General features: G+C 72.5%; 12 protein-coding genes. 9 read left to right on the top strand and 3 right to left on the bottom strand.

The window, feature by feature from the left end; genetic code table 11:
• Nucleotides 1-1,122: 1,122 nt before the first annotated feature.
• Nucleotides 1,123-2,358, bottom strand: a complete 1,236-nt coding sequence (glgC, locus tag ACIBQ1_RS30490; protein WP_397282731.1) for a glucose-1-phosphate adenylyltransferase — start codon at nt 2,356-2,358, stop codon at nt 1,123-1,125.
• A gap of 197 nt (nt 2,359-2,555) precedes the next feature.
• Here glgC and glgA point away from each other — a divergent pair, with 197 nt between their 5' ends.
• Entirely contained in the window at nt 2,556-3,728 is a 1,173-nt protein-coding gene (gene glgA / locus ACIBQ1_RS30485; protein ID WP_397282730.1) for a glycogen synthase, read from the top strand.
• Nucleotides 3,729-3,858: 130 nt separating this feature from the next.
• Here the strand turns inward: glgA and ACIBQ1_RS30480 are convergent, their stop codons facing one another.
• Nucleotides 3,859-5,091 (bottom strand): TrmB family transcriptional regulator, encoded by a 1,233-nt coding sequence (locus tag ACIBQ1_RS30480; protein WP_397282729.1) that lies wholly within the window; start codon nt 5,089-5,091, stop codon nt 3,859-3,861.
• A 125-nt stretch (nt 5,092-5,216) separates the two neighbouring features.
• On the opposite strand from ACIBQ1_RS30480, the gene ACIBQ1_RS30475 reads away from it, so the two are divergent.
• Nucleotides 5,217-8,561: a S8 family serine peptidase gene (locus tag ACIBQ1_RS30475; RefSeq protein WP_397282728.1), complete on the top strand. Its 3,345-nt coding sequence runs from the start codon at nt 5,217-5,219 to the stop codon at nt 8,559-8,561.
• A 48-nt stretch (nt 8,562-8,609) separates the two neighbouring features.
• On the opposite strand, the gene ACIBQ1_RS30470 is transcribed toward ACIBQ1_RS30475, so the two are convergent.
• Nucleotides 8,610-9,014, bottom strand: coding sequence for a nitroreductase family deazaflavin-dependent oxidoreductase (locus ACIBQ1_RS30470; protein ID WP_397282727.1), 405 nt, complete (start codon nt 9,012-9,014; stop codon nt 8,610-8,612).
• A gap of 141 nt (nt 9,015-9,155) precedes the next feature.
• Here ACIBQ1_RS30470 and ACIBQ1_RS30465 point away from each other — a divergent pair, with 141 nt between their 5' ends.
• The 7 genes from ACIBQ1_RS30465 (at nt 9,156) to ACIBQ1_RS30435 (ending at nt 22,602) form a co-directional block, all read left to right on the top strand.
• The gene (locus ACIBQ1_RS30465) at nt 9,156-10,190 is read left to right on the top strand and encodes a LacI family DNA-binding transcriptional regulator (protein ID WP_397282726.1); all 1,035 of its coding nucleotides are present in this window, start codon (nt 9,156-9,158) and stop codon (nt 10,188-10,190) included.
• A gap of 22 nt (nt 10,191-10,212) precedes the next feature.
• Nucleotides 10,213-11,478 (top strand): sugar ABC transporter substrate-binding protein, encoded by a 1,266-nt coding sequence (locus ACIBQ1_RS30460; RefSeq protein WP_397282725.1) that lies wholly within the window; start codon nt 10,213-10,215, stop codon nt 11,476-11,478.
• A gap of 16 nt (nt 11,479-11,494) precedes the next feature.
• Nucleotides 11,495-12,418 (top strand): carbohydrate ABC transporter permease, encoded by a 924-nt coding sequence (locus ACIBQ1_RS30455; protein WP_397282724.1) that lies wholly within the window; start codon nt 11,495-11,497, stop codon nt 12,416-12,418.
• Nucleotides 12,415-13,236, top strand: a complete 822-nt coding sequence (locus tag ACIBQ1_RS30450) for a carbohydrate ABC transporter permease (RefSeq protein ID WP_397282723.1) — start codon at nt 12,415-12,417, stop codon at nt 13,234-13,236. The genes ACIBQ1_RS30455 and ACIBQ1_RS30450 overlap by 4 nt, the downstream gene beginning before the upstream one ends.
• Nucleotides 13,237-13,247: 11 nt before the next feature.
• Nucleotides 13,248-14,753 (top strand): glucoamylase family protein, encoded by a 1,506-nt coding sequence (locus ACIBQ1_RS30445; protein WP_397282722.1) that lies wholly within the window; start codon nt 13,248-13,250, stop codon nt 14,751-14,753.
• Nucleotides 14,750-16,534 carry a hypothetical protein gene (locus ACIBQ1_RS30440; RefSeq protein ID WP_397282721.1) on the top strand — a complete coding sequence of 595 codons (1,785 nt, stop codon included), beginning with the start codon at nt 14,750-14,752 and terminating at the stop codon, nt 16,532-16,534. The genes ACIBQ1_RS30445 and ACIBQ1_RS30440 overlap by 4 nt, the downstream gene beginning before the upstream one ends.
• A gap of 80 nt (nt 16,535-16,614) precedes the next feature.
• Nucleotides 16,615-22,602 (top strand): CHAT domain-containing protein, encoded by a 5,988-nt coding sequence (locus tag ACIBQ1_RS30435; protein ID WP_397282720.1) that lies wholly within the window; start codon nt 16,615-16,617, stop codon nt 22,600-22,602.
• Nucleotides 22,603-22,605: the final 3 nt, after the last annotated feature.

The following is a 22,605-nucleotide window of genomic DNA, read 5'->3' as shown; positions in this document are numbered from 1 at the left end:
CGTCACAAACGATCATGATGCTGGTGGCCGTTCCCATGCCCACAGGCGCCCCCATGGAGCACATCCCTCGAAGATCCCGAACTACAGCTGCCGTAGCTGCCCCTTCACGCTGCTGCTCGTGCTGCGGTCCGCGCTGCTCGTGTCGCGGCCCGCGCCGCTTCTCGGGCGGTTATCCGCGTTGATGCTCGTGCTGCTGGCCTTGCTGCTCTCCGCGCGACCGTCCACGCCGCCCCTCGCACCTTGGCGCGCTCGAGCGGCTGCTATTCGCGCTCGCGCTGGTGCTGGTGGTTGTGCCGCTGTCTGCGCTGCTTGCGCTGGTGCTCGCTACTCTCTCCGACTTCTCCATGGCTGACCAGGTGAAGAGCCGCTGCTTGCGGAGTAGGACGCGACGCCTTCTGGCCCCCGTGTGGCTGGGCGGAGGACTCTGCTCGCGTGGTTGTAGGTGAAGGTCCCAGCGCCCGTCCCCGGCAAGATGCAGTCGGAAGTGGTGTCCTCCGGCCTTTGTGCGGTTGGCGGAGCGCAGCCGGGTGGTGTCCCCCGGCCCCTGGGTGGCAGGGGAGGGTGCTGCTCATGCCGTCGGAGGCGATACCCCTCCTGCCCCGCCCCCAGGCGAAGGTTCTCGTGTGGCCGAGAGCGCAGGTCGTGGGTGGGCTGACTGTTCAGGCCGTGGGTCGGGCGACTGTTCAGGCTGTGGGTGGGTCGACTGGTCAGGTTGTGGGGTGGCTGGGCGTGCGGGGTCGGTCGCTCGGGTTGTGAGCCGGCTGGATGTGCGTGGGTCGACTGCTCAGGTTGTGGGGTGGCTGGGCGTGCGGGGTCGGTCGCTCGGGTTGTGAGCCGGCTGGATGTGCGTAGGTCGACTGCTCAGGTTGTGGGGTGGCTGGGCGTGCGGGGTCGGTCGCTCGGGTTGTGAGCCGGCTGGATGTGCGTAGGCCGACTGCTCAGGCAGTCGGGCGGCCGGACGCGCGGGGTCGGTCGCTCAAGCTGCGAGCGAGCCGGTTGGACGTGCGCGGGTCGACTGTTCGGGCCGTGGGTCGACTGTTCGGGCTGTGGGTCGGTTGGGTGGGTGTGGGTGCCACCTGTTCGGGTTGCGGGTCGGCTGCCGGGAGTGTGCGGGGGGAGGGGCTAGCGGTCGACGATCTCGTTCTTGCCGATCACCACGATCCCGCCCCTGGTCAGGGCGAAGCGGGTGCGGTCGTATTCGAGGTCGAAACCGATCCGCGCGCCGTCCGGGATCACCACGTTCTTGTCGATGATCGCCTTGCGGATGACGGCGCCCCGGCCGACCTTGACGTTCTCCATCAGCACGGAGTCCTCCACCAGCGCGTGCGAGTGGAGCACGACCCTGGGCGACAGGATCGACCGGATCGCCGTGCCGCCGGAGACGATCACGCCGGGTGACACCAGCGAGTCGATGGCCCGCCCCACCCGGTCGCCGTCGTTGTGCACGAACTTGGCCGGGGGCAGCGGATCGTGGCCGGTGAAGATCGGCCACTTGTCGTTGTAGAGGTTGAACACGGGGTGCGCCGAGATGAGGTCCATGTGGGCCTCGTAGTAGGCGTCGAGCGTCCCCACGTCGCGCCAGTAGCCGCGGTCGCGCTCGCTGGAGCCCGGCACGATGTTGTTCTTGAAGTCGTAGACGTCGGCACCGCCCGACTTGACGAGCATCGGGATGATGTTGCCGCCCAGGTCGTGCTTGCTCGTCGGGTCGAGCGCGTCCTCCCGCAGCGCGTCGATCATCGCCTGGGTCTTGAACACGTAGTTGCCCATCGACGCGTACACCTCGTCGGGCGAGTCCGCCAGCCCCACCGCGTCCTTCGGCTTCTCCCTGAACGCCACGATCCTGCGGCCCTGGGGGTCGGTCTCGATCACCCCGAACTGGTCGGCGAGCGACAGCGGCTGCCTGATCGCCGCCACCGTCACGTCGGCGCCCGAGTCCTCGTGCTGCTCGACCATCTGCCGCGGATCCATCCGGTAGATGTGGTCGGCCCCGAACACGATCACATGCTCGGGCATCTCGTCATAGATCAGGTTCAGGTTCTGGAACAGCGCGTCCGCGGACCCCGAGAACCACCGCGGGCCGAGCCGCTGCTGCGCCGGCACGGGCGTCACGTAGTTGCCGAGCATCGCCGACAGCCGCCAGGTCTGCGAGACGTGCCGGTCGAGGCTGTGGTTCTTGTACTGGGTCAGTACGACGATCTTCAGGAAGCCGCCGTTCGCCAGGTTGGACAGAACGAAATCGATGAGCCTATATATCCCCCCGAACGGCACCGCCGGTTTCGCTCGATCCGCCGTGAGCGGCATGAGCCTCTTGCCCTCTCCACCTGCCAGCACAACCGCAAGCACCCTCCGGGACCTCATGCCCAGGACGCTACCCTCAAATGGCCGATCTATCGACGAAACCCGGCATGGAGAACTCCCTTCGTGTCCAGATTTGTAGCGCAATGGTCGCCGGGAGAGTCGCCGAGCTCCGTGTTCCCCGTGCTCAGGTCGACCTTGAGCGCGAAACTCGCCGCCGGTGGTGGCTCACCGTACGCGGCCCACCATAAGGTCATGTCATGCGTGTTGATCTGCTCAGCCGGGAGTACCCGCCCGAGGTGTACGGCGGGGCCGGGGTGCACATGGAATACCTGGCCAGGGAGCTGCGGAAACTGGCCGACGTACGCGTGCGCTGCTTCGGGGCCGACCGCACCGAGCCCGGCGTCTCGGCCTACCGGGTGCCCGACGGCCTGGCCGCCGCCAACGCCGCGCTGCAGGTGCTCGGCGTCGACCTGGAGATGGCCGCCGCGTGCGAGGGCGCGGACGTCGTTCACTCGCACACCTGGTACGCGAACTTCGCCGGGCATGTCGCGAAGATGTTGCACGGCATCCCGCACGTGATCACCACGCACAGCCTTGAGCCGCTGCGGCCGTGGAAGGCCGAGCAGCTCGGCGGCGGTTACACGATCTCCTCGTGGGCCGAGCGCACCGCCCTGGCGAGCGCGGACGCGGTCATCGCGGTGTCGGAGGGGATGCGCCGCGACGTCCTGTCCGCCTACCCCGAGATCCCGCCGGACAGGGTCAGCGTCATCCACAACGGCATCGACACCGCCGAGTACGCCCCCGACCCCGACCTCGACGTGCTGGAGAAGCACGGGGTGGACCCGCGCCGCCCGTACGTCGTCTTCGTGGGCCGCATCACCCGGCAGAAGGGCCTGGTCCACCTCCTGCGCGCGGCGCGGTCCTTCGACCGGGACGCCCAGCTCGTGCTGTGCGCGGGCGCGCCGGACACGCCGGAGATCGCGGCGGAGGTCACCGAGCTGGTGCGCGGCCTCGACCGCGACGGGGTGTTCTGGATCCAGGAGATGCTGCCCAAGCCCGAGGTGATCCAGCTGCTGACGCACGCGACCGTTTTCGTGTGCCCGTCGGTGTACGAGCCCATGGGCATCGTGAACCTGGAGGCGATGGCCTGCGAGACGGCCGTGGTGGCGACGGCCACCGGCGGCATCCCCGAGGTGGTGGCCGACGGGGAGACGGGCCTGCTCGTCCCGATCTCCCAGGGGCCCGACGGCACGCCGTACGACCCCGACCGCTTCGCCGCCGACCTGGCCGAGCGCGTCAACGCGCTGCTGCGGGACCCGGCGCGGGCCAAGGCGCTCGGGGTGGCCGGGCGGGTGAGGGCCGTCGAGCACTTCTCCTGGGAACGCATCGCCCACCGCACCATGGACCTGTACGCGACCCTGCGGCCCTGATCCCCGGCCGGGGCGAGGGGCTTCCAGGGTTCCCCGGCCGGGGCGAAGGGCTCCCAGGGCTCCCCGGCCGGAGGTGAGGGGCTCCCAGGGCTCCCTGACCGGAGGTGAGGGGAGCGCCGGCCTCCCGACCTCAGACCAGGCCGCGGCGGCTGGCCTGGGCGCCGGCCTGGAAGCGGGTCTCCGCGTTCAGCTCGTCCAGCAGGTGACGCAGCCGCCGCCGCAGGGTGCGCGGGCTGGTGCCGAGCTGGCGGGCGATGGCGTCGTCCTTGAGCCCCGCCGCGAGCAGCGCCAGGAGCCTGCGGTCATCCAGCCCGAGCGTGTCCGCCGAAGGACCGAGCGAAGGACCGAGCGAAGGCTTGAGTGCCCCGGCCGTAGGACCGTGCCCCCCAGCCCCGGAGCCGAGCGTCCCCGCCGAAGGGCCGCGCGCCCCAGCCCCAGCCCCAACCCCGGCCCCAGCCACGAGCGTCCCCGCCCCGAGCGCTCCCGTCTCCAGGCCGGGTGTGCCCGCCTCGGCACCGAGGGGCGTCCCCGAGGGCCCAGCCTCCACCGCCTCCCACCGCGAACCGCCGGCAGGCGGCGCGCCCGGCTCCTGCCACAACTCCGGGCGCACCGGCAGCGCCTCCCGCCACATCCGCTCGAACAGCTCCACCAACGCCATCACCATGGTCGACCCCGTGATCAGCACGCCCCGCGTCAGCGGCGGGTCCATCTGCAGGGGCATGACCGCCCGCCACCGGTCGACGATCGCCATCTTGAACGGCAGCTCGGGCAGGACCCGCGCCTCCTCCCCGGCCTTGATGAGGCTGCCCACCTCGTCGAGCGCCCCCGCGTGGTCGAAGGCCTCCGGCACGTAGATGGTCCGGTAGCGGACGCCGCTGCGGAGCAGGCCGGTCTGGAGCGGGTTGTGGTAGTCCAGCACGTACGGGGGCCGGTCGAAGGTCAGCACCTCCTCATTGGCCTCCTGCTGCAGCCGGACGTACCACCGGGCCTGTTCCTCGGGCCCGGCCAGGACTTCGAGCTGACCGCCCTCCTCGGTGCCCTGGCCGACGGTGCGGAAGGCGGCCTCCAGCTCGTCGGCGGTGTCGGTGAGCCGGTCGAGCTCGCCCTGCATGCCGCGCACCAGGGAGCGGATCGCGGCCCCCGGGTTCGTCGCGGTCCAGCGGGGCGAGCGGCCCCACAGGCGGCTGACCAGCCCCTTGGCGCGGAGCCTGCTCAGGGACGACTGGATGCGCCCGGCGCTCTCGCCGCTCCGCATGACCAGCTTCTGCACGGTGATGCCGGGGCTGGCCAGCACCCCGCGGTAGATCCGCTCGTCGAAGGCGCTGATGCCCACGACCTCCAGCGCCCGACCCTCCTCAAGCATGCTCACGACCTCCCGTGCCCGACCCCCCAAGCATGCTCACGATCTTGGCCACTTCCGGCAGTTGCCGCAATAGGCCACATGAACCACCTTGTCACCAAATTTCACTGACAATTAGAAATCGGGGTGTGCTTCAGAGATCCGCCCTTCTGGGCGTCGTGGTAACGGCCCTGATCGCCGCCGCCACGCCGGCCCAGGCGGCCCCCACCCCCGCCCCCTCCGCCAAGGGCTCGACCCAGACGGAAAAGCCCACCACGCAGGCCGGACCGCCCAAGACGATCACCCTCCTCACCGGCGACAAGGTCATCCTCCGCGAGCTGCCCGACAAGCAGACCCAGCTCGACGTCAAGCCCGGCCCCGGCAGGGAGAAGGTCACGTTCGTGCACCGCCGGGGCAAGGACGGGCTCAGCATCGTTCCCACGGACGCGATGCCCCTCCTGGCCGCGGGCCGGCTCGACCCCCGGCTGTTCAACGTCACCCGGCTCGCCGCGCTCGGCTACGACGACGCCGCCAGCCCGGCGCTCCCGCTGATCACGACGTACTCGGACCAGACCGGCGCCGCCGCGCTGCGCGCCGCGGGCGGGCGCCCGCTGCCCGCGATCAACGGCGTCGCCCAGAGCGAGCCCCGCACCAGCGCGGGCACGCTGTGGAAGGCCCTGACCGGGCAGGCCAGGACGGCCGCAGCCGCGCCCGCGAAGATCTGGCTGGACGGCAAGGCCAAGCTCTCCCTCGACGTCAGCGTCCCGCACATCGGCGCGCCCCAGGCCTGGGCGGCCGGCCTCACCGGCAAGGACGTGCCCGTCGCGGTCCTCGACACCGGGTACGACACCGATCACCCCGACCTCCAGGGCCTGGTCACCAAGGCCCAGAACTTCACCGACGAACCCGACGTCCGCGACCTCAACGGCCACGGCACCCACGTGGCCAGCACCATCGCCGGCTCCGGCGCGGCCTCGGGCGGCCGGTACAAGGGTGCCGCCCCCGGCGCCAAGCTGCTGATCGGCAAGGTCTGCGTGCAGAGCGGCTACTGCCCCAACTCGGCCATCATCGAGGCCATGACCTGGGCGGCGGAGAACGGCGCCCGCGTCGCCAACCTCAGCCTCGGGGAGCCCGACTCCCCCGGGGAGGACCCCGTGGAGCAGGCCGTCAACAGCCTGTCGGAGAAGTACGGCACGCTGTTCGTCATCGCGTCGGGCAACGACGGCCCCCAGACGGTCGGCTCGCCGAGCACCGCGGACCGCGCGCTGTCCGTCGGCGCCTCCTACCGAGACGACGACACCGTCGTCCAGTTCAGCAGCACGGGCCCGCGCGTGGGCGACGGCGCGGTCAAGCCCGACCTGATCGCGCCCGGCGTGGGCATCGTCGCCGCGCGGGCCGCGGGCACGTCCGCCGGCTCCCCGGTCGACGACTCGTACACGGAGCTGAGCGGCACCTCCATGGCCACCCCGCACGTGGCAGGGGCCGCCGCGATCGTCGCGGGCCAGCACCCCGACTGGAAGGCCGACCGGATCAAGGCGGCGCTCATGGCCGCCACCGCGCCCGGCGACGAGCTGGGCGCCTACGTCCAGGGCTCCGGCCGCGTGGACGTCGCCCGCGCCGTCACCCAGCGGGTCACGGCCGAGCCCGCCACCCTGAACCTGGGCGAGATCGAGCTGCCCAGCCCCGCGCCCAGGGAGCAGACGCTCACCTATCGCAACGACGGCGACGCCGCCGTCCGGCTGGACCTCAGCGTGATCGCCAAGGACGGCGAGGGCGCGACGGTGACGCCGTTCAAGCTCGGCGCCACGGCCGTGGAGGTGCCCGCGCACGGCACCGCCCAGGTCAAGGTGACTGCCCAGCCCGGCCCGGCCGGCACGTTCAGCGGCACGGTCATCGCCAGGAACGCCGACGTCACCGTCCGCACCGGCATCGGCATGCGGGTCGAGCCGGAGAAGCGCGGGCTCAAGCTGACCTTCACCGGCAGCGACGGGCAGCCCGCCCAGGCCGCGTTCGCCGGCGTGATCGACCTCGAGACCAAGGACCAGCGCAACTACGACATCGCCAGTGGCGCGCTGGACCTGCGGCTGCAGAAGGGCCACCGCTACACCGTCGTCACCCTCATGCTGGACGGCGACGGCACCATCGTGATGGCCGCCGACCCGGAGTTCACCCTCGACGCCGACCGCACGGTCGCCGCCGACGCCCGCAAGGCACGCCCGGTGACCGTCCGCACCGAGGAGCCCACCGCGCGGCTGGCCGTCGGCATGCTCGGCATGCTCCAGCTCGCCGAGGGCGTGCAGCCCATGGGCGTGGACGTCGACCTGGCCGGCATGTGGGGCGCGGATCGCGTCGAGGGCATCAAGGCCATCCCGACGGCCCGCACCGTGAGCAAGAACTTCGCCTTCTACCGGTGGACGCAGTGGGCCAAGCCGAAGGCCGACGGCAGCTACGACGACAGCCCGTACTTCTACCACCTGATGAAGGCCGAGCCGCGCATCCCCGCCGACCCCGGCTACCAGCCGCGCCGCCGCGACCTCGCCGAGGTCACCACCACGTACGCCACGCAGCACGACGCCAAGTTCGGCGAGCACTTCGCCCTGCCGCTGCTGTACGGCAAGGAGCTGGCGTGGATGCCGTACGGCCAGGTGTCCCGCTTCTCGCTGCCGTTCCGCAGGACCGAGTACTACACGCCCGCCGACACCGGCTGGTACCCGTCCTTCATCCAGTACCAGACGCCGCCGGACGGCTGGGACGACGTCGACCAGTTCTTCTTCGGCGACACCACCCTCTACCGGGCCGGCACGAAGACCACCGACCGCTGGAACACCGGCGTCTTCGCCGCCGCGCTCAACCCCGACGGCGACTACACCTGGCGTGACGAGAACCTGATGCAGTTCTCGGCCGGGCTGTTCGAGGACAACACGCCGGACCGCGTCTCCTTCGGCGACTACACCGCGCCGCAGGCCAGGCTCTACCGCGACGGCAAGGAGATCTACGCCACCGACTACCTGCCGGGCTCGGTCGACGTGCCCGCCGAGACGAAGGCGAGCGAGTACCGGCTGACCTTGACCGCCGACCGGGCGGCGGAGCAGACCGAGCTGTCCACGCGGGTCAGCGCCGAGTGGCGGTTCAGGTCGAAGTCGGTCGCGCCGGGCAAGCGGCAGGTGCTGCCGCTGCTGACCCTCAAGATCGCCCCCGAGCTGGACGACCGCAACCGGGCGGCGGTGGGTCACATGAGCATCCCGCTGCGCGTCCAGCGCCAGGACGGCTCGCCCGACCTGCCGCTGCGCAGGCTCACGGTGGAGATCTCCTACAACGACGGCCGCACCTGGCTGCCCACGCTGGTCCACCCGGCCGGCAAGGACACGTGGGCCGCGCAGACGTGGCACCCGGCCGGCGCGCGCGGCGGGTTCGCCTCGCTGCGCGTCAACGCCGTCGACACCGGCGGCAACGGCTTCGCCGAGACCGTCATCAGGGCCTACCGGATCAAGTGACCTGACGGGAGCCCCGTCGCGCCCTGGCCGGGCGCGGCGGGGCTCGCGTCATCGGGCGCGTTCGAGCACGACGACCGGGATGTCGCGGTCGGTCTTCTTCTGGTACTCGTCGTAGTCCGGCCAGGTGCGGGCCATCAGCCGCCAGAGCTCCGGCTTCTCCTCCTTCGAGGCCGTACGCGCGCGGGCCGTGAACTTGTCGTCCTTGACCTGAACCTCCACCTCGGGGTCGGCCAGGATGTTCTTGTACCACTGCGGGTGAACAGGGTCCCCGCCGTGGGACGCCACGATCACGTGGTCGTCGCCGTGCTTCTGATAGATGAGCGGCGTCGTGTAGGGATTGCCCGACTTGCGGCCCTTCGTGGTGAGGAGAAGGACTGTCGTGTTGTTCCAGTCGTGTCCCTCAGCGCCGTCGGTCTCCTGATAACGCCGTACGTGTTCCTTGCCATAGAGCATGATCCACGACTACCCATCGACGGCGTGACCTCACCGTTACGCACCGGGGCCTGTACGAGAAGTTAACAAGCCTGGCACACTGCCTTTGTGTAAGCGCTTACAGTCCAAGGTGGAAGCGCTTACACAACAGGGAGAAGCTGGATGGACGTGACCATCTACGAGGTGGCCAAGCGGGCCGGCGTGTCGATCGCGACCGTGTCCAGGGCGCTGCGCGGCACCGGCCCGGTCGCGGCCAGGACGCGCGAGAAGGTCCTCAAGGCGGTCGAGGAGCTCAACTTCACGCCCAGCCGCCTCGGGGTGAGCCTGGCCGAGGGCCGTCACGCCGCCAACGGCATCGTCTTCCCCGAGCTCGCCGGCCCCTATTACACCGAGGTCCTGCTCGGCTACGAGGAGGTCGCCTCCGAGCTGGGGCGCTCCGTCGTCATCCTGTCCACCAAGGGCCGCACGCGGGTCAACGACCTGGTCAAGGACCTCGCCGGGCGGGTCGACGGCATGCTGATCTTCGGTCACACCGTCCCCGAGCCGCTGGTCGCCGAGCTGGTGGGGCTCGGCGTGCGGCTGGTGTTCATCTCGCGCGACCCGCTGACCGGCGCCGACACGCTGCGCAGCGAGAACCGGGCCTCGGCGGGAGCGCTGGCCGCCCACCTGGCCGGGCACGGCTACGAGCGCTTCGCCTTCCTCGGCGCGCCCATGACCAGCCAGGACGACGTGGACGAGCGCTGGCAGGGCGTGCGGGCCGTGCTCGGCGGCGCGATCGAGGCCGTGGGCACCCGCCACTACACCGTCGAGTGCGGCTTCGAGGCCGCGAAAGACCTGCTCAAGGGCAAGGGCCGGCCCGAGGCGATCATCTGCTCCGACGACGAGGTGGCGCTGGGCGCGCTGCTGGCCGCCGAGGAGCTCGGCCTGAGCGTGCCCGGCGACCTGGCCGTGACCGGCTGGGACGACATCATGGCCGCCCGCCACGCCCGCCCGGCGCTGACCACCGTACGCCAGCCCATGCGCGCGCTCGGCGCCCGCGCCGCCCGCGCGCTCGACGAGCTGATCACCGGCGCCCGCGACCTGCCCCGCCACCAGAGCCTGCCCACCGAGCTGGTGGTCCGCTCCAGCTGCGGCGACCACCCCGAGACGTCACCGAGTTCTGACCGCCGCGCCGGAGATCCGTTCCGGCCGCGGTGACCACACCCCCAGGAGGTAGTCCGTGAACACCACCACCCGGCGCGCCGCGGGAGGCGTGCTGGCTCTCGCGATCCTGGCCGCCGGCTGCGGCCGCAGCCAAGACAAAGCTCCTGAGCAGGCGCAGAACGTCACGACCGGCAAGATCACGGGGGAGGTCACGGTCTGGGCGATGGGTGAGGAGGGCAAGGCGCTCGGCGCGTTCGTCAAGGACTTCGAGGGCGCCAACCCGGGCGTGAAGGTCAACGTCACGGCCATCGGCTGGGACGTGGCCCACGACAAGATCACCGCGGCCATCGCGGGCAGCGCCACGCCCGACGTGAGCATGGTCGGCTCCACCTGGTCGGGCGAGCTGGCCAAGACCGGCGCGCTGGAGCCGACGCCCGGCAACCTGGTCGACAAGTCCGCGTTCTTCCCCGGCGCCTGGCAGACGGTCGACGTCAACGGCACGGCGTACGGGGTGCCGTGGTACGTCGAGACCCGCGTCCTCTATTACCGCACGGACCAGGCGAAGAAGGCCGGCGTCGAGCCGCCGGGGACGTGGCAGGAGTTCTCGGCGTTCGCCAAGGCGCTCAAGGAGAAGGGCGGCGCCGGGAACGGGTTCAACCAGAGCTACACGCAGGGAGCCTCCTGGCAGGAGGTGCTGCCGCTCATCTGGCAGGCGGGCGGCGAGATCGTCAAGGACGGCAAGTACACGTTCGACACCCCCGAGGCGCTCACGGGGCTCAAGCAGTACGCGTCGCTGTTCACGCAGAAGCTCGCCCCCAACAACACCCCGGAGGGCGCCTTCCCGCAGAGCTTCATCAAGGGCGAGGTCGGCGGCTTCTTCTCCGGCCCGTGGATGATCGGCGTGCTGAACAACGACGGCGGACCTGACTTCAAGGACAAGTTCGACGTCGCGCCCTACCCCAAGGGGCCGGTCTCGGCGACGAGCTTCCTCGGCGGGTCCGACATGGTGGTGTTCAAGAAGGCCAAGAACCGCGACGCGGCCTGGAAGTTCATCCAGTGGCTGAGCGAGCCGAAGGTCCAGGCCAAGTGGTACACGACGGTGAAGGCGCTGCCCGCGGTCGCGAAGGCCTGGCAGGAGCCGGAGCTGACCGCCGACAAGCAGCTCGCGGTCTTCGGCGAGCAGCTCAAGGACGCCAAGACGCCGCCGCCGTTCCCGACGTGGGAGCAGGTGGCCAGGGTGCTGGAGACCGAGCTGGAGAAGCTGGCCCGGGGCACGCAGACGCCCGAGCAGACGCTCAAGGCGATCCAGTCGCAGGCCGACACCATCGGCACCGGCCTGTGAACAAGGGAGTGAGCCCATGAGCGTGGCGGTTCCCGCCCGCCGGGTGGCGCCAGTCAGGCTCAGGGGCACGTTACGCCAGGCCGGCATCGGCTGGATCTTCATCCTGCCGTTCGTGGTCCTGTTCGTGGTCTTCTACCTGGGCCCGCTGCTCGTCGGCATCGGCATGAGCTTCACCGACATGCGCAGCACCGACGTGACCGACCCGCTCGCCGTCGACCTGGTCGGGGTCGACAACTACCTGCGCCTGATGAACGACGGCGCCATGCGCAGGGCGGCGCTCAACACCGTGGTCTTCGTGGTGACCGCGCTGCCGCTGACCATCGGGCTCGGGCTGGCCGCGGCCGTGCTGCTCAACTCGGGGATCGCCCGGCTGCCGGCCGCGTTCTTCCGGCTCGGCTACTACCTGCCCAACATCACCAGCATCATCGGCATCGCCGTGGCCTGGAAGTTCCTGCTGGAGCCGGAGGCCGGGCTGGTCAACCGGCTGCTGGAGCTGGTGGGCGTCCAGGGCCCGAACTGGCTGCAGAGCACCTCCACGGCGCTGCCGTCGATCATCGTGATGACGGCCTGGCGCAGCTTCGGCTTCAACATGGTCGTGCTGCTGGCCGCGCTGCAGAGCATCCCGAGGGAGCTGTACGAGGCCGCCGAGGTGGACGGCGCCGGCCGCTGGGCCCGCTTCCGCGCGGTCACCGTGCCCTCGCTCCGGCCCGTGCTGCTGTTCTGCACCGTCTACAGCTCGGTCGGCTTCATGCAGTTCCTGGAGGAGCCGCTGGTCATGACCAGGGGCGGCCCGCTCGACTCCACGCTGTCGGCCTCGCTGGCCATCTTCGGCCAGTTCGGCGTCGGCAACTACGGCTACGCGGGAGCCGCCTCGTCCGTGCTGTTCGTGGTGATCGTGGCGCTGGCCGTACTGCAACTGAGGTTGGGGAGGCGAAGGTGAGCAGGACCCGCCGCCAGCGCGCGGTCGTCTACCTGGGGCTGAGCCTGGGGCTGGTGCTGGTCGTCGGGCCGTTCCTGTGGACGGCGCTCAGCTCGGTCAAGCCGGAACGGGAGATCAGGCGCGACCCGCCGACGCTCTGGCCGGAGACGTTCACGCTGGACAACTTCGTCGAGCTGTTCCAGCGGGTGAACATCGGCAACGCCTTCGCCAACAGCATGGCCATCGCGCTCGTGCTGGTCGCCACGAACCTGCTGTTCTGCTCCATGGTCGGGTACGCCTTCGCCAAGCTGACCTTCCGCGGCAGGAACCTCGCCTTCGGCCTGGTGCTGGTGCAGCTCGCGATCCCGGCGATCGTGCTCATGGTGCCGCAGTTCGTGCTGATCGCGAAGCTCGGCATGGTCAACACGTTCATCGGGATCATCCTGCCGACCGTGGTCACGCCGCTCGGCGTGTTCATGATGCGGCAGTTCATCGCGGACCTGCCGGACGAGCTGATCCACGCGGCCAGGGTGGACGGCGCGGGGGAGTTCCGGATCTTCTTCACGATCATCCTGCCGCTGTGCGGGCCGCCGCTGGCCACGCTGGCGCTGATCACGTTCCTCGGCTCGTGGAACAACTTCCTGTGGCCGGCCGTGGTCGCCCAGAGCGAGGACATGTACACCCTCCCGGTCGCGCTCAACATCCTGAACGGGCACGAAGCCACCCACTACAACCTGCTGGTAGCCGGGTCGGTCGTGGTGATCGCGCCGATCCTGTTCCTGTTCGTCTTCCTGCAGCGCTTCTTCATCCAGGGCATCGCCACCACCGGCCTCAAGTAGAGGAGCCCCCCATGCGCAAGACAGTCCTGTCCGGCGTGTTATCGCTGGCCCTGATCGTGCCCGCCACCCCAGCCGACGCCTCCGGAGACGTCACCCTGCAGCGCTACGCCAAGGACACCTGGCGCTCGATCGCCGCCATGGTCGAGCCGACCACCGGCCTGCCCGCCGACAAGGTGACCGGCGACCTGGCGACCAGGGCGAAGGTCACCTCGCCCACCAACATCGGCACGTACCTCTGGAGCACCCTCGCCGCCCGCGACCTGCGCCTGATCAGCGGCGGGGACGCCACCGCCAGGGTCGGCCGGGTGATCAAGGCGCTGGAGCGGCTGGAGCGGAACACGCCCACCGGCCAGTTCTACAACTGGTACGATCCCGGCACCCTCCAGTTGATCCACACCTGGCCGGAGACCGGGGACCCGGTGCGCCTGTTCGCCTCCAGCGTGGACAACGGCTGGCTGGCCGCGGCCCTCATGATGGTCCGCAACGCCACCCCCCAGTTCGCCGCCCGCGCCAACCGCTTGCTGACCTCCATGGACTTCACCTCCTACTACGACCCCGCCGCGCGCCCCGACGCGGGCACCGGGCTGATCCGGGGCGGGTTCTGGCCCGAGCCGCCCGACGGCTGCTACGTCGAGAGCGACTACGCCGGCACCGGCACGACCGTCTACTCCACCTGCCACCACTACGGCGCGCCCGCCGAGACCCGCATCGGCCAGTACGTGGGCATCGCGCTCGGCCAGCTCCCGCGCGAGAGCTACTTCGGCCCGTACCGCACCTTCCCGGACAACGGCTGCGACTTCGGCTGGCAGGACCAGAAGCCGGTCGGCTCGTGGAAGAAGTACCTGGGCGTGAACGTCTGGGAGGGCACCTACGCCTACCGCGGCATGCGGTACGTCCCGAACTGGGGCGGCTCCATGTTCGAGGCCCTCATGCCGGACCTCGTGGTCCCCGAGGCGAAGTGGGCGCCCAAGAGCTGGGGCCGCAACCACCCGGTGTTCGTGCGCGCCCAGATCGAGCACGGCCTGAACGAGGCCAGGTACGGCTACTGGGGCTTCTCGCCCTCCAACGACCCGCACGGCGGCTACCGCGAGTACGGCGTGGACCCGCTCGGCATGGACGAGCCCGGCTACACCTCCGACCGCGAGCGCACCGGCACCGACCCCGGCTACGAGGGCTGCCGCCCGGCCAAGCCGGAGCCCGCGAGCTACGGCGACGGCGTGGTGACGCCGCACGCCAGCTTCCTGGCGTTGCCGTACGCGAAGGCCGCGGCCATCGACAACCTGGACAAACTCCGCAGGAACTTCGACTCCTACGGCCCCGGCGGCTTCTACGACGCCGTCGCGGTCCGCTCGGGGGCCGTGTCCAAGTGGTACCTGGCACTCGACCAGGGCATGGCGATGGCCGCCCTGGGCAACGTGCTCACCGGCGGAAACCTGCACCGCTACTTCGCGGGCTCGGGCGTGGAGGCCAAGCTGCGCCCGGTGATGGAAATCGAGGAATGGAACGTCAATTCATGAACATGGCTGCCCACCGCGACTGGCAGGAGCGCATCGGCCAGGCGTCCGGCGCGATCACCCCGTCCTCCCGGCCCGACCTGCCGGCCCCGACCGGCCTCAGGGCGGTCCCGGGGGCCGGTCAGGTGACGCTGACCTGGGACGCCGTGCCCGGGGCCATCGGCTACCTGGTGCACCGGGACGGCGCGCCGGCCACGTCGCCGGACGTGGACGTGCCCGCCGTCCCGTCCTGCCGGTTCGTGGACACGGGCCGGGGAGCGGCGTCGTACCAGGTGGCCGCCATCGCCGCCATGGACCACGCCGGGCCGTTCTCCGAGCCCGTGCCGGCCGCCCCGCTCGAAGGGGCGGCCGGGGTGTCGATCCGGGTGGACGCGGGGCGGGTGACCCGAGAGCTGCCGCGGCCGTGGGCGTACATGGTGGGGTCGGAGCACCTGTCGCACCTGCTGAGCACCGACGAGACCGGCGGCCGGCCCATCGGCGAGGAGCTGGCCGCGGCGCTGCGCGTCATGCGGGACGAGCTCGGCGTCCAGACGGTCAGGGCGCACGCCATCCTCTGCGACGACGTGGGCGTCTACCGAGAGGCCGACGGCCGGGCGGTCTACGACTTCAGCCGCGTGGACGAGATCTACGACAAGGTGATGGCGCTGGGCCTGCGGCCGATCGTGGAGCTCGGCTACATGCCGCGCGACCTGGCCGCCGACCCCTCCAAGACGGTCTTCGGCTATGACGCCATCGTCTCGCCGCCGAAGGACTTCGAGGCGTGGAGCGACCTGGTCAGGGCGCTCGTCGAGCACCTGGCCGAGCGGTACGGGATCCACGAGCTGATCGACCACTGGGCCTTCGAGGTCTGGAACGAGCCGAACCTGGCCGTCTTCTGGTCCGGCACGCCCGAGGAGTACTTCCTGCTCTACGACGTCACCGCCGCGGCCGTGAAGAACGTCCACCCGGACCTGCGCGTCGGCGGCCCCGCCTCGGCCGCCGACGCCTGGGTGGAGGAGCTGCTGGCCCACATCGAGGAGTCGGGAGCGGAGCTCGACTTCGTCTCCACCCACACCTACGGCAACGCGCCGCTCGACTGGCGACCCGTCCTGGCCAGGTACGGCGTGGACGTCCCGATCTGGTGGACCGAATGGGGGCCCACGCCCACCCACTTCCACGGCATCGGCGACGGGCCGTTCGGGGCGGCGTTCCTGCTGCACGGCATGAAGTCGGCGGCCGGCAGGGTCGCCGCGCTGTCGCACTGGGTGGCCTCCGACCACTTCGAGGAGCTGGGCCGGCCGCCGCGGCTGTTCCACGGCGGGTTCGGCCTGCTGACGGTCGGCAACCTGCGCAAGCCCCGCTTCCACGCGCTGACCCTGGCCTCCCGGCTGGGCGGCGCGGAGCTGGCCGCCACGCTCGACGGCGACGTGGCCGGCGTCGAGGCGTGGGCGGCCCGGCACGACGACGGCAGGATCGGCGTGCTGGTCTGGAACGGCACCCTCAACCACGCCCAGGCCGACGGCGCTCCCGAGCTCACCCGTACGGTGTCCGTGACCGTCGGCGGGCTCGGCGACGGGGAGTACACGCTCACCCACCACCGCGTCGACCGCGACCACTCCAACGTGCAGGCGGCCTGGCAGGCGATGGGCGGCGGCGACTGGCCGGCGGACGAGCAGTGGGACAAGCTCCGCGCCGCCAACGCGCTGGACGAGCTGACCCCTCCGGCCACGGTCGTAGGGAGCACCGTCACCGTCGAGTTCGATCTGCCGATGCCGGGCGTGTCCTTCGTCGAGCTGACACCGTAAAGGGCGATACCGTACGGGGCGATGTGGAGGTCCAAGCCGCGGTCCTGTACGGGCGCGCACGCCGGTGAGAGCCTGTGCCCATGACCGAACCGGCTCGGGCGCTGGCCGCCCGCATCGAGCGGTTCGAGCAGGCCGCGGACCCCGACCTGATCTGGGATCCCGCGGCGCTGGTCGAGGCCGAGCAGGCGATGCGGGCCTGCGCCGGCGATCGGTCCGACGCGGTCGCCTGGCGCCTGATCGGCATGCTCCACCTGGCCCGGTACCGGCTCGACCAGCGGTTCACCCAGGACGCGGCGGTGGCGGGCGCGTTCTTCGCCGCCGTGGCCGTGGTCGATCCCGGGCGGCTCCCGGAGCGGCTGCGCGGCTCGAACGCGCCCCCCGGCGACTCGGCCGGCACGTGGGCGGGGCTGGTCGAAGAGGTGTTCCGCCACGTGGATCCGGCGGCGTACCCGCACGTGGGGCTGCTGGTCCACGCCCTGGTGCGGCGCGCCCTGGCGCAGCCCACGCCGGAGGTGGCCGACCAGCTCGGCGAGCTGCTGTTACAGGAGTCGACGCGTTCGCCCGAGCCCGCCTGGGCGCCGGGCGCGCTGGCGCTGCTGGGCGACGGGCTGGTGCGGCTGTTCGGGGCCACGGGGGAGCTGGAGGTCGTTGACGACGCCGTGCACGTGCTGTTCAGGGCGGCGCTGGCCGAGCCGGCGCACGTGGACCTGCTGGGCACGGCGCTCGGGCTGGCGGCGTTCGGCGACGAGGAGCTGGCCGGGGCGTACGTGAGCGCCGCGCAGGCGCCGCCGGCCGGCCAGGCCCGGTCGCAGGCGCTGCTGGCGCTGGTGGAGCTCACGCGGGCGCGTTCGACCGGGTCGTACGCCGATCGCGATCTGCTGGCGTTCATCAGGGTCGGGCAGTGCGCGCTCGACTTCTGGCACGAGAAGTGGGCGCATCCCGGCGTGCTGGCGCCGTACGCGGCCGGGCTGGTCGAGTGGTTCGTCGTCACGGGGGACGAGCGCTCGCTGGAGGCCGGGACGGAGATGCTGGAGGCCATGCACCTGGGGCCCGGCGAGGCGGCGCGCGGGCTCGGCGCCGACCCCGTGGTGCGGCTCGGGCGGCTGGGCGACCGGCGCTGGAAGCGGTACGGCGTCACCGGCGACCCGCACGACCTGGAGACCGCCGTCGAGGTCATGCGCGAGGCCTGCGGTCAGGCTCCGCGCGGGCACGCCGACCGTCCCGGGCTGCTCGCCGGCCTGGCGAACGCGCTGCTCAAGCGGGCCGTCGCGACCGGCGGGGACCCCGCGGAGCCGATCGCCGCCGCGCGTGCCGCGCTCGCGGCCCACGGGGAGCGGGACCCGGCCAGGCCCGGGGTCCTGGTGCTGCTCGCGCAGGCGCTCAAGCTGGATCTCGACGCCGGGCACGCCGACGAGGCGGTCGCCGCGGCGCGCGAGGCCCTGGCGGCCGGTGAGCTGCTGTCGTCGCGGGTGGAGGCGTACGGGCTCGTCTCGGAGGTGCTGCGGTGGCGGGCCGGGCACTCGGGGCGGGCGGAGGACCTGCGGGAGGCGGTGGCGGCCGCGCGCCAGGGTCTGGAGCTGGCCGTGAAGTCCGCCCAGGACCCGGCGCCCGCGCGGCGGGTGCTGTGCGGGGCGCTGCTGGCGCGGTTCTCGGCGCAGGGCGACCCGGGGGACCTGGGGGAGGTGCTCGACCTCGCCGGGGAAGGGGACCCGGAGCTGCTGTCGCAGCTCGGCGCGGCTCTCGACGGGGCGCCGCCGCCGGACGCGCGGCTCGCTCAGGCCGCGACCGAGCTGGCGCTGGGCACTCGGGACGACGAGGTGACGGTCAAGCTGCTGCGCTACGCCGAGCGGCAGGCCGAGTCGTCCGGCGAGTTCCTGCTGGAGCGGGGGCTGCGGCTGGCCTCGCTCGGGCGGCGGCGGGTGGCCTGCGTGGTGCTGGGGCGGGCGGCGGAGGCGTTCGGCGCCGAGGAGGGCGATCGGACGGCGTACGCGCTGTCCGAGCAGGGGCGCGCTTATCAGGAGCTGGGCGAGCTGGATTCGGCGCTGGAGTCGTACGCGCGGTCGGCGGCCGTCTACGGCTCGCTGGGCGAGGTCCGGTCCGAGGCGCTGCAGCTCGGCAGCATGGGCGTCGTGCTGCTCAGCGCCGGTGACCCCGTTCGCGCCCTCGAACACCACCACCGCGCCATCGCCCTGTGCGAGAGCGCCGGGCTGGCGGCGGAGGAGGCCGTCCAGCAGGGGCACGCGGCGGATGCGTTCCTGGCCGCGGGCGACCCGGGCGGCGCCGTGGCCTGCGCGGTCCGGGCCCGTGAGCTCTACCGGGAGCTCGGCGAGACCGTGCCGGCCGCCATGGCGCTCGTCCCCGCCGCCCGGGCGGCCGTCGACCAGGACGACCTCACCGCGGCCGCCGAACGCATGGCCGCCTGCGCCATCGAGCTGGAGGCCGCCGGGGCGTGGGAGGACGCGTGCCGGGCGCTCGACGCGCACGCCGTCCTGCTGGTGGGGCGCGGCCACCCCGGCCAGGCCGCCGCCTGCGAGACCCGGCTGGTGGAGATCGTGCGGCGCAGGGGGGAGCGGCGCGAGCCCGCCGACGAGTGGTACCGCATCGCGGGCCGCCGCCGTGGCCGCGGCGACGTCGACGGCGCCAGGGCGGCCTTCGGGCTGGCCGAGCGCGAGTACGAGTCGCTCGGCCACCACGACGGGGCCGCCTCCGCGCGCTACAACCTGGGGGCGCTCTCGTACGCCGAGGGGGAGCAGGGGCGGGCGCTGGAGGAGTTCGGGGCGGCGGCGGAGGCGTTCGCCCGGCTGCGTGCCCCCGTCAAGGAGGCGACCGCGCTGACCATGCGCGCCTCCTGCCTGACCGCCCTCGACCGTTATGACGAGGCGCTGGCCGACCTGGGGCGCGCGCTGGAGCTGGCCGCCGCCGAGGGCGACCCGGAGGCCGTCCTCGTCGCCGTGCTGGGGCGGGCCGCGCTGGACCTGCGGCTCGGCTCGTGGGACGAGGCCGCGGAACGGCTGAGCTCGGCGCTGGAGCTGTCCGCCGGGGCCCCGCTCAAGGAGGCCGTCGTACGTGACCGGCTGGCCGCGCTGGCCGCGCTCACCGGGGACCTGGACGCGCAGGTGGAGGAGCTGGAGCTGGCGGCGGCCGGGTTCCACGCGGGCGGACAGCCCCGGCTGGCGGCGCTCGCCTCGATCAAGCTCGGCCTCGCGCTGGAGGAACGCGGCGAGTTCCGCCGCGCCCGAGCCGCCCTCGAAGCCGGCCTGTCCATCCTCGCCCCGGCGGGGGGCGGTGGTTCGGCGGCGGGGGAGTCCGGCGGGGACTTCGAGCTCATCGCCGCCATGGGCGGGGGCCTGGACGCGGAGCTGCTGGCCCGGCTGGCCCGCATCCAGCTCATCCTCGGCGACGCGACCCGCGGCCACGCCACCCTGAGCCAGGCGGTCAGGGCGGCCGACGGCGACCGGGCCGAACGGCTGGAGACCTGGCTCCGCATCGAGGAGGCGGAGGCCGCCGGCGACCTGGAGACCGCCCGAGCCCTGGCCGAGCAGACGCTCGCCGCCAACCCCGTCAACGGCCGCCCACTCGCCTCCGAGTACCACTCGTTCCTGCTGGCCAGGCTCTCCACCTTCTGCCGCGCGCTGGGAGACCTGGAGGCCGCGCACGCGTACGCCGCCCGCGGCTACGAGCTGCGCGACGCCCTCGTGATCGACCACCTGCGCAACCTCGGCGCCGCGGCCCGCGAGCTGGGCCGCCTGGACGAGGCCGCCGGCCACCTCACCGAGGCGGTCGCCCTGGCCCGCGACTCGGACGCCGCGCTGCCCGCCGACCACGTCCAGGCGCTCGACCTGCTGGGCCGCGTCCGCGCCGACCAGGCCCACTGGACGGAGGCCGCGCGCGCCTTCGACGAGGGGCTTGAACTGCTGTCCTCGCCGGTCTGGCGCGCCCTGCGGGCCCCGTTGCTGGCCGGGCGGGCGGCGCTCCACCTCAAGCTGGGCGAGCTGGCGGAGGCCGAGGCCCTCTACCGGCAGTCCATCGCGATCGCGGAGGAGACGGGCTCCCGGGCGGACCTGGCCGACAGCTACGCCGACCTGAGCCTGGTCTGCGCGCTGCGGGACTCGACGGACCAGGCCAGAGCCTTCGCCGAGAGGGCCCTGGACATCGAACACGCCCGCGGCCGGACCCGCGGCGTGGTCCTGGCCCTCATCATGCTCGCCCGGGTCGAGGAGTCCGCCCGCGCCGGGGTCGACCTGGCGGAGGCCGCGGCCCTGGCCCGGGAGATCGGTTACCGGCCCGGCCAGGCGCTCGCCCTCGGCCGGCTCGGCGCCCTCGACGTGGCCACCGCCTCCTACGCCCGCGGCCACCGGCACCTGTCGGAGGCGATCGGCCCGCTGGAGGAGCTCGGCCACGACCTGGAGCTGGGCACAGCCCTGCACCACCGCTCCGTCGCGGCCGAGGAACTGGGCGACCTCCCGAGCGCGCTCGCCGACGCCGAACGGGCCTGCGACCTCGGCCACACCTCCGGCCGCGACCGCGCGATCCGGCTCGCCGTACGCCTGGGCCGGGGCCTGTCGGCCTGGCGCCACGTGGAGCATGCCAAGTCCCGCGCCCTGACCACCCGGCTCGGTCACCAGCCCTGGCCGGGATCAGCGGTGAGTGCCGATGACCGCTGGTCCGGGTCGGCGCGTCACGGCGTCGACTCCTGGCCGTGGACGGCCGAGGACCGGCCCACCGCCGCCGACCTCAGCCATCGGCGCTGGCCCGCGCCGGCAGGCGTGCCCGCCGAACTCGTGGAGGCGGAGCGGCGCGGGCTCGACGCCGTGCAGACGCTCAGGGCGGCCGCCCGGAACACCCGAGACCCGTCGGAGGCCGCGTCGCTGCTCCGGCGCGCCCGCGCCGCCGAGGCCGAGGTGGCGGCGCTGTGGCGCCGCATGGAACCCCTCGCCCCCGACTACGCCGCCCTGCACCTGGACACCTCGCTCGACCAGCCCCGGCTCGACACCCTGGTCACCTCCGCCCGCCCCGACAGCGGCCCCGGGGGGATCGCGCTGGTCGGCTTGTACGCCGGCGACGAGAGCGTGACGGTGCTCGCCCATCGCACCGGCTGGTCCGAGCCGCGCGCCTTCCCCACCACCGTCGGCCGCGACCTGCTGACCGACTTCACCGCCGCCACCATCGGCCGCCGGCCCGGGCTGCTCGACATCGAGGCGCGCCGCCACCGTGCGGCCGTGTGGCGGAGCCTGGCCGACCTCCTGCTGTCGGACGCCCTCGACGCGCTCGGCGACGACCTCGACCACCTCTACCTGGTCCCGCACGCCGAGCTCCACCACATCCCGCTCCACGCGCTCGCCCCGGACGGCCGCCCGCTCCTCGAACTCGCCCCCGTGACCTACGCCCCCTCCGTCGCCGCCCTGACCCGCCTCACCCGGCGGGGCCCCGCGACCGGCACCCGGTCCCTGGTGCTCGGGCACACTCCGAGTCCCGAACGCGAGCCCGGGACCGCATCGGGAAGCACGGCCGAGCCCGGGGCCGCATCCGAAGGCGAGGCAGCGCGCGAAGCCCGGGATCGGCTCGAAGCGGCCGCGCGGGACGCCGCCGCCATCCTGGGTGCCCCGCCCCACACCGGCCCGGCCGCCACCGCGGCCCGGCTCCTCGGCGCCTGGGACGTGGTGCACCTGTCGTGCCCCGGCGTGTTCGACCCCGGCGACCCCTTCGGCTCGGGCGTCAGGCTTGCCGACGGCCTCCTGACCGGCAGGCGGCTCATGAGCATGGCCGTGGACGCCCGGCTCGTCGTCCTCGGCGCCCACGAACGCGGCCCCGCCCCGGGCAGGGGGGACGAGGTGGCCGACCTGGCCTGCGCGTTCCTCCACGCGGGCGCGCGGTCCGTGCTCCTCCCGCTCTGGCCGGTCTCGGACGAGGTCACCAGGGCCCTGATGCGCGACTTCCACACCAGGCTGCGCTCCGGCACGGGCCCGGCCCAGGCGCTGCGGGAGGCCGTACTTGAGCTACGCGACCTCTACGGCCCCGCGGAGCCCGACCTGTGGGCCCCGTACGTCCTGGTGGGCCTGCCCTCCTGACCA

The organism is Nonomuraea sp. NPDC050153 (assembly GCF_044460125.1).
Taxonomy (GTDB): domain Bacteria; phylum Actinomycetota; class Actinomycetes; order Streptosporangiales; family Streptosporangiaceae; genus Nonomuraea.
Note: the sequence above shows the minus strand (reverse complement) of the source record. Positions and strands in the feature narration are given on the sequence as shown.

Coding starts and splice junctions, on each gene's coding strand:
- glgC (WP_397282731.1), bottom strand. CDS start 2,358: ATGAGGTCCCGGAGGGTGCTTGCGGTTGTGCTGGCAGGTGGAGAGGGC.
- glgA (WP_397282730.1), top strand. CDS start 2,556: ATGCGTGTTGATCTGCTCAGCCGGGAGTACCCGCCCGAGGTGTACGGC.
- ACIBQ1_RS30480 (WP_397282729.1), bottom strand. CDS start 5,091: ATGCTTGAGGAGGGTCGGGCGCTGGAGGTCGTGGGCATCAGCGCCTTC.
- ACIBQ1_RS30470 (WP_397282727.1), bottom strand. CDS start 9,014: ATGCTCTATGGCAAGGAACACGTACGGCGTTATCAGGAGACCGACGGC.
- ACIBQ1_RS30465 (WP_397282726.1), top strand. CDS start 9,156: ATGGACGTGACCATCTACGAGGTGGCCAAGCGGGCCGGCGTGTCGATC.
- ACIBQ1_RS30455 (WP_397282724.1), top strand. CDS start 11,495: ATGAGCGTGGCGGTTCCCGCCCGCCGGGTGGCGCCAGTCAGGCTCAGG.
- ACIBQ1_RS30445 (WP_397282722.1), top strand. CDS start 13,248: ATGCGCAAGACAGTCCTGTCCGGCGTGTTATCGCTGGCCCTGATCGTG.
- ACIBQ1_RS30440 (WP_397282721.1), top strand. CDS start 14,750: ATGAACATGGCTGCCCACCGCGACTGGCAGGAGCGCATCGGCCAGGCG.
- ACIBQ1_RS30435 (WP_397282720.1), top strand. CDS start 16,615: ATGACCGAACCGGCTCGGGCGCTGGCCGCCCGCATCGAGCGGTTCGAG.